Here is an 11,535-nt window from a genome sequence, read left to right as displayed (position 1 = left end):
TTAAGTATGCTATGCGTATGAGTAATTCAAAGCCTCTCACTAAGCATGAGCGTATAAGACGCGTAACTATACTGTGTTGCCACGCCATGAGAAATATTGCATTTTATCGAGCCGGCTGGAGAGGGAAGCAAATCAGAGTAAAAGAGCAATATGACGTAGCAGCCAACAGTAATTTTTTGGATGTAGCTATATTGGATTGGTGCAAACTCTTTGCCGATAAAGATGGAAAACACCATTGGAAAAAAGTAGTTGAGGATAGGGCAGGATTTGAGGTGGGTTTATATAGCCACTTAAAAATTAGTAAAAAAGAATTTAAGGTATATGTTCGTGATGTACTGAAATATAGAAATAAATTCTTAGCTCACTTAGATGATGAGAGGGTTATGTATCCTCCAAAGCTTAGACTTGCAAGAAATGCAGCTTTGTATCTTTATGATTATTTACGCTGTGATCCAGTTGCATCTGGAAGTATTGTGAATGTTGAATTAACTGGAAAACGATTTTATGCCGCCCTTTATGCGCATGCATTATTTGTTAGTGTAAAAAAATGACTAAAGCGAAAATGACTGTAGGAGATTATGTTAATGATTCTTATGCCCTACATGCCTGGATTTTAGATAATCTCAATGAATTAGATATTTCAAAGGATAAGCGGTCGTTATTATCAGTTTGCGCATTTGATACCATTATTGAACACTTCTTGGGAGCAATTACTTTAATAAAAGCAAGATATATGGATCTGCTTTTAGTTTAGTGCGACCTATTTTCGAAACCTTCGTTAGAGGTGTTTGGTTAAAGAATTGTGCCGAAGACGCTGAGTTGGTTAATTTCCAAAAAGATAGGGTAAAGAAAGAATTTTGGGAAATATTGAAGCTGGTTTAAGGTCTTGAGGCATTCAAAAGCGGATCGCTATCTTCTTTAAAAAAGCAGGCATGGTCAGCAATGAGCAGCTATACCCACGGTGGATTTCAACAAATCTCAAGAAGGGTTAAATCCGGAAATTTGTATCCAGATTTTGAGGATGAGGAAATTATTGAAGTATTAAAAATTTCTCAGATGTTTGCTCTGTTGGCTTTTATTCAAGTGGCGATTGAGGTTAAGCGAGATGACTTGGTGCAAGTTGCTATAGGTAAACTATATTCAATGGGCCTATTTAAAAAGAAGAATTGAATCCCAAGCGTTACTTAAAGTAACGCTCATTCCTTCATATCTCCCCATTCATCCCCACTCTTAGCCACAAGTTCTTTTGGCTAAATTGTCCCCAGTGATTCCTCCAACTGGGTTGTCTTAGCCTGGCTCTACAAGCCATTAACAAACTTGATTTGAATGGATTGTTTATCCGAAAAGTAGGCTAAAACGCCTATCGTACGTATATGGGTTATCGATATTGATAGCCCCATATATACGGGAGAAGCAAATGAATCAAAGCAATCTAGCAGTTAATCAAGTGATCTCTTTTGACACTTTAAAAACGTCAGCATATGCCAGTGCCAAGATTAACCTTGGCGATGAATTGGATATGGATCACTTGGGTGCGTTGTTCGCTGTAAATGACTATTTCCAGCAAAGATTGGGGCATTCAGTGTTTTCTAGCATTGAAATGGCAGCTATTGGCGATGCACTAGAAAAGCACGGGATTATGTATTTGGCGGCGCAATGAGTGCTTGCATAGATCAGGCGTTACTTCAAGTAACGCCGCGATTACCAAGAGAGCACCATGAGATTCCAAGAATTGCTATTAATCAGTCAGTCTGCTTTGGGCGTATTGACAAGGTAATTTTCCCAATACCGGTTGTCCTAAGCCGCCATCAGAAACTAAAGTACATATATGTCAATTAAAAGAAAAGATACCCATCAACTGATACACCGTAATCTAACCCTCTATCAACGCGAGCATAGCGCCGTATGGCAATGTCGCTATAAGGTGGATAACAAGTGGATACGCTCTACTACAAAAGAAACTAACTACGACTTGGCTGTTAATCGGGCTAAAGAGCTATTGGTAGAAGCGGAGATTCGTAAACGCTCTGGTATCCCAGTGGTTACCAAACGCTTTAAAGATATCGCTATGTTAGCTATTGATCGTATGGAGCGAGACTTAAAAGGCGGCTTAGGTAAGTCAATCTACAAAGATTACATCCGTATTATTAAGGAGCATTTCATCCCCAGTCTTGGGCAAAGGCTTATTACCAATATTGATTACGATGCCCTTCAGCGGTACTACGATGACCGAGAAGCTAGATATGGCTTGGCAATATCGAATAGTAATCGTAAGACTCAAAATGCCGCTTTTAATAGAGTGTTTGATGAAGCTATTGTGCGGGGTTATTTAACTGAAAGTAATCGGCCTAAGTTAGATGGCAAGACTAAAGAGAGTGTGCGTCGTCCTGCATTTGAATTGCATGAACTGAGAGCTTTATTAAAACTGCTAGGTCCTTACATAGAGTCGGGCCGAACCAAGGATGTTCGCGAACGCAGAGAGATTCTTAGAGACTATGTGGAAATGCTGGTTGATACAGGAGCAAGGCCAGGCATTGAGATATTAGATATGAAATGGAAGCAAATCCGTTTCATGATGAATCCCATTAGTACAGTGACAGATCAATTAGACGAGGAGGGCGAAACCATTGAAGTGCATAGCTTAAACCGAAGCTGTGAGATGACTGTCAAAGGGAAAACAGGGCAAAGACAGATTATTGGACGACTGCCTAGTATTAGAGTGCTTGAACGTATAGCTATGCGGAACTATGGAGTAGCAAGCTCAATTAAAGATCCATTAGCGGAACTGATTAAACCCACTAACGATGACTTCATCTTTAGAACCAAAGAGGGCAGAGATTTAAGTGATGTCTTAAACCATATGTTTGATGGCTTCTTAGCGGACCATGGATTGCTAATTGATCCTAAGACCAATCAAAAGCGGGTGTTCTATAGCCTGCGCCATACTTATGCCACGTTAGCACTTACTCACGATATGGTGCCTATTCATACACTAGCTAAGCAGATGGGCACTAGCGTCTTAATGATTGAGCGGCACTATAGCCACTTACAGGTAATACAGGCTATTGAGCAGTTGCGTGGAACAAATACAAGAAAGCTTATAGAAGCAGACAGTAAGGCTGCAGATAACTACCCGAGCAAGAAGCGGGCTCAGCAGGAGCTGCGGGCTGCTTGAAGCGCAAAGGCTATTTAAAGTAGCACTTATCTATCCAAAGCCTTCTGCAAATAGGGATCATCAGCCCTTCGAGTTGGTAGCCACTGTTTATAGTCGCTAGGCACATTTGCTAGCTGACGCTATTTATTGTTGCCAATTGCTGCTGCCCCGTTTTAATCTTCTGCCTAGCTCGCTCAGCTTTGATAGCCTCTTGATCTCGCTTAACGCGATCCTTCATTGATTTAAGTCTAGCTTGCTCAGGGCTTAAGGGTTTTATCGGAGCGATTTCATCGAATCTCATAGTTAACCAATCTGTAGTGGTTGATGGGGAACGTTATTAGCGCCAAAAATAGCTTGAAATAACCTGTAAGCCTGGGCTTGATTTTGGGCGTAGAGAATAGTTTCCACCCACATCCCTGCCGCATTGACTGTCGCTTTATATCTTTTCATATAGCTATTTAGCTTTTCTTATCTATTGATACAAGCGTTACTTCAAGTGACGCTTGTTGTGCTAACTATTTTTTATTGAAGTTCAATTTCAGTGCGCCACTGGCATTTTTAATAGCCCGATCCAAGCTACCAGCCTCCGTTTCAGACTTAAGAAGCTCTAATGTCTTTATTAAGTCATTCATATTTTTTACCGAAACAAAGGTTTTGCCTGGTACAAGCTCTAAGCGTTTGCTGCCATAAAAAACAGATAGACATAAGGCGCCATCTGCAGCCATAAACCACCAAGGTTTAATGCGTTTAGGGCGTTCAATACTCTTGTAGTTACCCTCTAAGTCTTTAACAGTAACCCTGCGCTTTATAACAAAATGGGTATGTTCCATTTGGCTCTTGGCTAACTGGATCTGTTCCCAAAGCTTGTTGCTTAATTTATTGCGTCTTTGCTGGATTGCGGGCATAGATCTAGGCCTTATAGCGTCTACAAAGTTCAGTTTATTTAATGCATTTGGTATATCCACGGTGTTCTCCTATCAAAAGTGGGGTACACACGCAATGTATGGCTGATCATAGCTTTAGGGCGACCTCTATTTGACGACTCTTAGAAAACAGAGCATTTTGGATAGAAAAAATATAGTATTTCTTATCAAGAGATAAATATTTTTGTGAGTTGCTCGGTTGCGACAGAGTGGGTTACAGGGGTTAGGGAAAAACGTTACTAGCTGAGTAAGTAGTAGCTAATGGAGTTAAGTGAGTCACTTAGTGGCAAATGAATAACTCTGACTAGCAACACAAAAGCACTTCTCTCTATTGAGAGAAGCAACTAATCACTAAGTAACGATCTTTTGAGATCTCTTCTTCTAGTAACTAACTAGGAAACTAATTAACCAAGCGACTTGCAACATCACTCATCTAAAAGGAGAAAAAAATGAGAGAAATTGCAGTCAGAATGTTTATTAATGAAAAATTTGCAGGAAGCTATGGAAATATGGTGTTTAATCGCGCTGCTTATAACGGCTCAATCGAACTACATAACCCTATGCAAAAGTATTTAGTCGATTTTTATAGCTACATCCATTGGGAAAACCGTGCTCAGACACAAGAGCAAATAGATATCGTCAATGAGCTGATTAATACAGACTTACCTAAAGCGCCCAATATCCTGATGTCATGGATACTGCATTGGGATAGGGATGCAAAGATTAAACAAACAGTGCCGGGATTCTGTGCGTATTTGCCAGATAGCGGGGAAATGCATTTGCGTATTGGCGATGAGCAACGGGGGACAAAAGGGAGTTGGGACTTGCCAGTGCGCCACTGCAAAAACGCAGGGCCAAAGCTTCCCGTGTTTATTGCTACTAATGTGGATTTAACAGTTTGGCAGTAATTGCCAATACATAAAATTGTTAATAAACCCCTCAAAAAAGCTCGCTTAACGCGGGTTTTTTGCATTCTTAAGCATGGGTTAGCTGAGATTGCATATACGCAGTACAGCGTGGATTTGAGGTGTTTTTAGCGGTGTGTCTAAAACCCACAGAATTTACTTAAAAATCCACCAAATTCTTATTCAAATTGTTGTCTAGATCTCACACAAAACAGCTAAATATTAAGCGTAGTGTGCACATAAGAAAAAATGCTTAATCTTTTGGAATTTTTGTAAGTCATTGATTCATGGAGGATCTTGGAAGCCCATGGTTTTACATGCAAACCTAGTGCAAAGATGACAAATCACAAGAACTCAAAAGCACCTCATGGCAAATAGAGGTCAACCTTTGCTACAAAAGAAAACACACTACATACATGCTTTTTATTAACTGCAAAGGAAAAACAAATGGCACAAGCAAAGACATTGACTCCAGAAGAGCTAGATAAAGTATTGGCATACGTAAGTACTAAGAAGTACCCTGAGCGGGATAGGGCGCTGATATTGACCAGCTGTTATTCCGGGCTTCGCGTTGCCGAAATAGCCAGTTTAAAAATGCGGGACGTAGTGAATGAAGATGGCACGATTCGCAATGAAGTACGTTTAAGCGCAGCGCAGACTAAGGGTGGGCAACCTAGAACGGTATTTTTACCTAAGAAATTACAAGATGAATTGGCGATCTATTTGGCTACTCGTTATGCGCGATTTCCAGACGTGCCGTTCTTTCATACCGCTAAAAGACTGGGATTCTCAGCGAACTCTTTATGCCAATGGTTTTTTTGGGCTTATCGCAATGCCGGAATCGCTGGAGCTTCCAGTCACAGTGGGCGTAGAACCTTCATTACTACGCTAGCAAACAAAGGAATCTCCGTAAGGGTATTGGCTGGATTGGCGGGGCATAAATCGATTGCGGTTACCCAAAAATATATCGACGTCAATCCAGATCTCATGCGTAATGCGGTTGAGTTGATATGAAAAAGGCGCTTAAGCGCCTTTTGTTATTTCTTAGCCTTGCGTACCTTTGGCGAAATTTGATCTGCAATCATCATGTACCCGTCAAAGTAGCTTGGAGCAGATACGCGGTTGACTTGGACTCCCAGATCTTCAAGCATATTTAGCTTGTCATTGATGTTCTTTTCAGGCTTACCTTTAACATCAACTTGGTGATAAGTGACACCGCCAATGTATTTCGGATATTTGCGTTGTAAGTGCATTTTTTCGATAAGCAACCACCAAAGAATCGTTTCGGTATATTCCATTCCCAAACCAATCATATGTATATGGTCGCGTAAGAATAAATCCGCCCAAGAGTAAGGCTCTTTTTTCTTATCAAAATCAAATTGAGGGATCCCTCGATATAAAGGCGAATTCGGAATTTTGATTTTGCTGTAAGAAACTCCGCCAGTTAAGTAATTTTTAATTTGTGTTTGATGGCGTGCATACTGCATAAAGCCTAGTGCTAGGCTTGTAGGGGTATCTGACGATCCATTAATAAACCAAATTTCTCTTTTATCACCTTTAAATCCTCGAAAAATAGAAAAAGTATTTTCATTAATTTCTGGAAATTTCTTGTGAAGAAATAATCCAAATTCAGGCGAATCAAATGTAGCCCAACTATAGTTGGTAGTGAGCATTACTTTAGTTAGCTCAGAAAGTCTTTTGGTTAGCTCAGCATTTCTAGCTAGAAAGATTTTATTTGACACCTCCTTGAGCAATGCTAGTTTGATATTTGGCTTTCTCGAACGCAGTAAGATTTCATCAAATACTAGGGTTAGTGGTTTACTGTCAATATTACGTATATCAATTCCAGCAAACTTAGATAAGTCAGCTAGCAAGCTGTTCCAACTTATCTCTACATTGCCAACCTCCAATATATCCTTTTCGTTTGCGCGATTAGGGCCGTTGCCTATTAATACCGTACTTTGAATAGTCATTTCTTATCCTTAACTGTAATAACACTTATTCAATTGATGGGAACTTCAGTCTTGCCGCGTTGTAAACCAATCTTTCTGCTTGCTCCTTATATCTACTGGCAGCCATTTGCCGTCTTTGCTTCTCTTGCTCTGCGCTATTAGATTCTTGAACTTTCCTACCAAGGTGGATTTCAGCTAGTTTTGCTCTTTGAGCCAGTTGATACAGTTGAATGCCGGGGTTGCGATGCAGGATTTCTGCAACATCCACTAAGATTGGGACGGTTTTGTGTTGTAGCTTAGTAGTTTCGAGTTGCACTAAAGCGGTACTTTGAGCTCTCACATCCAAGTTTTTGCCATCATGATGCTGATCTAAGAGCTTATTGATTTGCTCAAGAATGGTTACTCGACGCAGATGTAAAGGGATATCGAGGATTAAGAAATCCTTTGCCTCAACTTCCAACTTGCTTAATGCCTCTTCTTGCTCGATTGCGCGAACCTTAGGGTATTGACGCCTCTCACTAAAAATACGTTTGCCGACTTTGATCCACCATTGTGCCCATGAGACGTTTACATCCCCGAATAGTGCATAGGTATCGGCTAAAGGGTGGTTTTTACCGCCTTTTGCACAGCAATCAAGATATTCGTTGCTTGCATTTAAACATCGCCACCATTCGTAATACATTGTGTCTTTAGCTTTCCGCCAGTCATCTGTAGTGGAGCGTCCTTTTCGAAGTCCACCTGGAATCTCCTTGTAAAGCCCCAATCCTTCTTCTGCCATATAAGCCTTTAGTTGATTGCTGTACTAAATGTAGATATGAAAAGTATAAGCACAATTCTTATCCAAATTGATTAGCGTTTACCCCTCTAAATCCGCTTAACAGAACTGACTTAAATCACTTATTCATCCGAAAAAGACCCCTATTTTTATAGACTTATAAAGCGAACTAACACGCATAACAATGGAGAAATAAGATGAAAAAGAATGGAAAGTTATTAGTAGAGCAAGTGTTATCAGAAGGGGATTTACTGGCACAGCAGCAAGTTGATTTTTACGATAGCTACATTGTGAAAGCAAACGACGTTTTATATGGGCTATTGGCTGAGTTAATGCGATATAGCGATCAGGTTCTGGGGTCTGACTATAAGCTAGAAATACTATCCAAAATGCGCAGTACTTTATCAACCAAGCACCATATCAAGGTTCAAAAAAATACCCCAGATCTGACCATTATTGTGAAATATGTAGTGCGCACTAATCGTAAAAATGCGCACGTTTATGCCAGAGTGCTTGATATGGCTTATAGACAGGATGTAATGGCTGATGAGCTAGAAGATTTCATACGCCAAAACGGAGGAATTGACCGTATTCGCGAAAGTAATGTGAATTTAGAAGGCGTACAAAAGCGCAAAAGTGAAGATGAGGGTAGGGCAAAGCTTGTGAAAGCACTTTTAAACATAAAAGCTGAAACGCCTATGGCTGAGTTTAGGATTCCAGGCGAATGGACCAGTCAAGTACATGATTCGCATGGTGTTGGCTCATTTCTATATCCCATTTGCGCCATAGTTGATGGAATTTACAAAGTAGTAGGTATTGTTCCTATGGATTATGAGTTTGAGGAGCAAATTCTTAAACGGGTAATAGTGGACATTGGCAGCAAAGGGAGTTATTCAGAAATTGAAAAACAGCAATTTGCAAAAGCAAAAGAGATGATTTCGCCTGCTTATCAACTCAAGATACAAGAGGAGCGCGATAGGGTTGATGAACAACGTCGAGCCAAAAAGCTGACTCTCCAGCCGCTACCAATAGCCGCATGAAACAAGCGTTACTTGCAGTAACAGTGCCACCTTCGGGTGGCATTTTCGTTTAAAGACATCGATTAACAGACTTGATTTGAATTGATTGTTCATCCGAAAAGATGGTCAAAACGCCTATCTTACGTATATGGGTTACCGCACTTGGTGGCTCTCAATTAAAGGAGAATTAAATGAGTAATAAATCTTATGTAATTGCAGTCAATATGATTCCTTATGGCATCAAGATGGTAGTTAAATCTACGACAGATTTTGTAGATGCGATTGTTAATGAATTTGAGAGGTTGGTAAATAGTGATCATGAAAAAGCCGATGGTTACCACTTAGTGCTTAAAGCAAAGCTGTTACGTGAGGATGCATTTTTTAATAAACATCCTAAGGCAGCGCACGTTCAGAAAGAAAGATGGGGTAAGTTTTGCGATCTTTGCGTTGATTTTGCCGCTCTTAATACGGTTTTATACAAAGAGCCGATTTATCTAGTGCATCCGGAGCAATTTGATGAGCAGCGTGCTCGCGGCTTATTGGATCTGTCGTCTGCTGGAGGGGTAGATTTGATTCCAGAGGTTCCTGTTATGCGATTAGCGGCTTAGTAATAGATGCCACCTTCGGGTGGCATTTTCTATCGGTTTCGGCAATTAACAGAGTTGATTTGAATTGGTTATTCATCCGAAAAGTAGGTCGAAACGAATATCTTACATATATGGGCTGTCGCTCTTGAGAGCCTTTATTAAATAGGAGAAGTTGAAATGAGTAATGAAAAAATGTTGACTATTAGTCTGGTAAATCTTGATATAGATTGCGCCATCGAGGTTCCAGTAGATATGTTCTTTGAGCTGCTTGAAAACACACCAGATTTAATTGGGCGGTTTGGTTTTGAAAGCTTTATGAGTCAGTGGCTTGAAATGCTGTCTACGGTTAAGGCTGAATATAAAGATGTTAGAAATTTTGACTGGTCCAAAGCTAATGCCGATGAAGAAGTTTTCTTAAGACGCTGTCAAATCGTTGTGGCTCTTGGGGCGCATTTGAAAGATATTCCCTTAATGTTATCCGGAGAAGGTTTGGTAGATTTTATTGAGGATATGGGCGGCATAGAGGTCACCGAACAGGTTTTGAATGGCTCTCTACCCATAGAAAACTTTGCATAAGTTTTAGTGCCACCTTCGGGTGGCTTTTTTGTTTATATCTATTGATTAACAAACTCGATTTGAATTGATTGTTTACCCGAAAAGAGGGTCAAAACGCCTATCTTAGGTATATGGGTTATCGCTCTTGATGACCTTAAGTAAAAAGGAGAAATACATGTGTAATTGCAAACATACGGCAGCAGACTTTAAATTGGCAAGTGAAGCACCATTTAACTCCACTTTTATAGAGGTGGATTCTGAGTGGATGGAAATTGGATTGCAAGATGTTGAATATATGGAAGAGAATTTCCCAGATACCTTCTCAATTCCGGAAAAAGAGATTCGTGAGTCAATCCCCGTGGGAATGATGGCTAAGGTGATTGTTGATTGGGGAATTGAGGATGTTCCAAATGAGCGATTTTGGTTTGAGGTCGCTTCAACGCAAGTGGATGATGTGGGCAACTTGGCGTACTTTGGAGTTTTGCGTAATGACACCATTGTTGCTCCTTGGGGTGCAATGATGGGTCCTATCTACGCCTGGAATATCTGTGATGTTGATGCAGAGGAGTACTTTAATCGAAATATAGTTGGATGTTCCTGTGATCGTTGTCAACAGGTCGAATTAGCTGCATAGTGCTCGATAAGTGGTTGCAAGGCAACCACTTATCTTACTTTCAGGGCGATTAACAAACTTGATTTAAATCGCTTATTCATTCGAAATTTAAGGCATCAAAACTAATATAGAACTTATGAATTATCGCAGTGATAGTTCGCAATTAAGGAGAATTAAATGAGCACTATTTTTCATTACACAAAAGGTTATAACTTGTTTGATATTTTGATGTCACAAGAAATTAAAACAGAGGCAGTTACTGGGGTAAGGTTGCACCCTTCAGTAACTAATTTTGCTTGGTTTACAGCAGAAGTGCGTTTTCCAAGAACTGCATTACCTCACGTTCCAAAAATGCCAGAAACAAATCTTCAATTACATTTGGGCACAGAAAAACCTCATGTTGACATGCTAAAGCTAGCAGGCTATGTCGGTGGCATCTGGCGTTTTAAATTTAATAGATCTGAATTTAAATCTATTAAAACTTGGATTGGTAGCTACCATCGTCAGAAGTTACTTAAGTCACCTATTGGCAAAATCAATGAGATAGTTGCTAAGAAGGCAGGGGATAAGCAAGAGTTATGGTTTATTTCATCCAAAGCTGTTTCCATCGCTGGCATGACTTTACAACAACTAACACCGCAAGGTTGGGTGGATAGAGCTGATTTTAAGAATCAGGGTGGGATTGTTGTTGTGGCTGATGCTGGAAAAGCTGATATTTCTAAGATCATGACTGATAGTTATCTTCAGCGAATCAAGATGGGGATGCCGGTGCTTGAATTCCCTATTGCAGCTTAATTGCTTACACACTTACTTACACACCGAGTCTCACTAACGCTAGACCTTTGTATTTACTACGGTCAATTTGGTACTCTGCTCTCATAAGAAAGAAGCCCTAGGGGTCTTGTAGCAAAGACCTCAATAGATTCAAGAGGTTAGTGGTGGTTAAGACATATAAAATTGCTTACACACCGCTTACACACCGGAGCAAAAACCGAGGTGTGTAGTAAATGCGGTTTTAGTGTGGTTTTGCAGTAGTAAACACCAGCAGTAAG

At 40.2% G+C, this 11,535-nt stretch carries 15 protein-coding genes and 1 pseudogene; 12 read left to right on the top strand and 4 right to left on the bottom strand.

Features of this window, described 5'->3' with window-relative positions:
• Positions 1-86 precede the first annotated feature (86 nt).
• The 5 genes and pseudogenes from A8O14_RS09250 (at position 87) to A8O14_RS09225 (ending at position 3,175) form a co-directional block, all read left to right on the top strand.
• Positions 87-551: a hypothetical protein gene (locus tag A8O14_RS09250; protein WP_145915351.1), complete on the top strand. Its 465-nt coding sequence runs from the start codon at positions 87-89 to the stop codon at positions 549-551.
• Complete coding sequence (locus A8O14_RS09245) at positions 548-754, top strand: hypothetical protein (protein ID WP_068949253.1); 207 nt, start codon at positions 548-550, stop codon at positions 752-754. Before A8O14_RS09250 ends, A8O14_RS09245 begins: the two co-directional genes overlap by 4 nt.
• Positions 754-1,170, top strand: a pseudogene (locus A8O14_RS12030) (DUF6988 family protein). The gene A8O14_RS09245 and the pseudogene A8O14_RS12030 overlap by 1 nt, the downstream one beginning before the upstream one ends.
• A 247-nt stretch (positions 1,171-1,417) precedes the next feature.
• The gene (locus tag A8O14_RS09235) at positions 1,418-1,660 is read left to right on the top strand and encodes a hypothetical protein (RefSeq protein ID WP_068949251.1); all 243 of its coding nucleotides are present in this window, start codon (positions 1,418-1,420) and stop codon (positions 1,658-1,660) included.
• Positions 1,661-1,828: 168 nt separating this feature from the next.
• The gene (locus tag A8O14_RS09225; protein WP_068949249.1) at positions 1,829-3,175 is read left to right on the top strand and encodes a tyrosine-type recombinase/integrase; all 1,347 of its coding nucleotides are present in this window, start codon (positions 1,829-1,831) and stop codon (positions 3,173-3,175) included.
• Between the two features lie 282 nt (positions 3,176-3,457).
• Here A8O14_RS09225 and A8O14_RS11875 read toward each other — a convergent pair whose 3' ends face one another.
• Together A8O14_RS11875 and A8O14_RS09220 are read right to left on the bottom strand one after the other, a co-directional pair.
• Positions 3,458-3,604 (bottom strand): hypothetical protein, encoded by a 147-nt coding sequence (locus A8O14_RS11875; protein WP_167345994.1) that lies wholly within the window; start codon positions 3,602-3,604, stop codon positions 3,458-3,460.
• A 65-nt stretch (positions 3,605-3,669) separates the two neighbouring features.
• Entirely contained in the window at positions 3,670-4,119 is a 450-nt protein-coding gene (locus A8O14_RS09220) for a DUF6641 family protein (protein ID WP_099092314.1), read from the bottom strand.
• 407 nt (positions 4,120-4,526) lie between these two features.
• Between A8O14_RS09220 and A8O14_RS11950 the strand changes: the two genes are divergently transcribed.
• Positions 4,527-4,985 (top strand): hypothetical protein, encoded by a 459-nt coding sequence (locus A8O14_RS11950; RefSeq protein ID WP_068949247.1) that lies wholly within the window; start codon positions 4,527-4,529, stop codon positions 4,983-4,985.
• Positions 4,986-5,429: 444 nt separating this feature from the next.
• Positions 5,430-5,996, top strand: coding sequence for a tyrosine-type recombinase/integrase (locus A8O14_RS09210; protein WP_068949246.1), 567 nt, complete (start codon positions 5,430-5,432; stop codon positions 5,994-5,996).
• A 23-nt stretch (positions 5,997-6,019) separates the two neighbouring features.
• Here the strand turns inward: A8O14_RS09210 and A8O14_RS09205 are convergent, their stop codons facing one another.
• Both A8O14_RS09205 and A8O14_RS09200 read right to left on the bottom strand, forming a co-directional pair.
• Entirely contained in the window at positions 6,020-6,955 is a 936-nt protein-coding gene (locus A8O14_RS09205; protein WP_068949245.1) for a hypothetical protein, read from the bottom strand.
• A 25-nt stretch (positions 6,956-6,980) separates the two neighbouring features.
• Entirely contained in the window at positions 6,981-7,712 is a 732-nt protein-coding gene (locus tag A8O14_RS09200; protein WP_068949244.1) for a hypothetical protein, read from the bottom strand.
• Positions 7,713-7,906: 194 nt separating this feature from the next.
• Between A8O14_RS09200 and A8O14_RS09195 the strand changes: the two genes are divergently transcribed.
• The 5 genes from A8O14_RS09195 (at position 7,907) to A8O14_RS09175 (ending at position 11,278) form a co-directional block, all read left to right on the top strand.
• The gene (locus A8O14_RS09195; RefSeq protein WP_068949243.1) at positions 7,907-8,749 is read left to right on the top strand and encodes a hypothetical protein; all 843 of its coding nucleotides are present in this window, start codon (positions 7,907-7,909) and stop codon (positions 8,747-8,749) included.
• A gap of 170 nt (positions 8,750-8,919) precedes the next feature.
• Positions 8,920-9,336, top strand: coding sequence for a hypothetical protein (locus A8O14_RS09190; RefSeq protein ID WP_062309433.1), 417 nt, complete (start codon positions 8,920-8,922; stop codon positions 9,334-9,336).
• 156 nt (positions 9,337-9,492) lie between these two features.
• On the top strand, positions 9,493-9,891 hold the full coding sequence (locus A8O14_RS09185) for a hypothetical protein (protein WP_068949242.1): 399 nt from the start codon (positions 9,493-9,495) through the stop codon (positions 9,889-9,891).
• A 154-nt stretch (positions 9,892-10,045) separates the two neighbouring features.
• The gene (locus tag A8O14_RS09180; protein WP_068949241.1) at positions 10,046-10,504 is read left to right on the top strand and encodes a hypothetical protein; all 459 of its coding nucleotides are present in this window, start codon (positions 10,046-10,048) and stop codon (positions 10,502-10,504) included.
• A gap of 156 nt (positions 10,505-10,660) precedes the next feature.
• Positions 10,661-11,278 carry a hypothetical protein gene (locus A8O14_RS09175; RefSeq protein ID WP_068949240.1) on the top strand — a complete coding sequence of 206 codons (618 nt, stop codon included), beginning with the start codon at positions 10,661-10,663 and terminating at the stop codon, positions 11,276-11,278.
• Positions 11,279-11,535: the final 257 nt, after the last annotated feature.

The sequence above is a fragment of the Polynucleobacter wuianus genome (genome assembly GCF_001659725.1).
GTDB classification, from domain to species: domain Bacteria; phylum Pseudomonadota; class Gammaproteobacteria; order Burkholderiales; family Burkholderiaceae; genus Polynucleobacter; species Polynucleobacter wuianus.
This window is presented reverse-complemented; position numbering and strand designations above follow the sequence as displayed.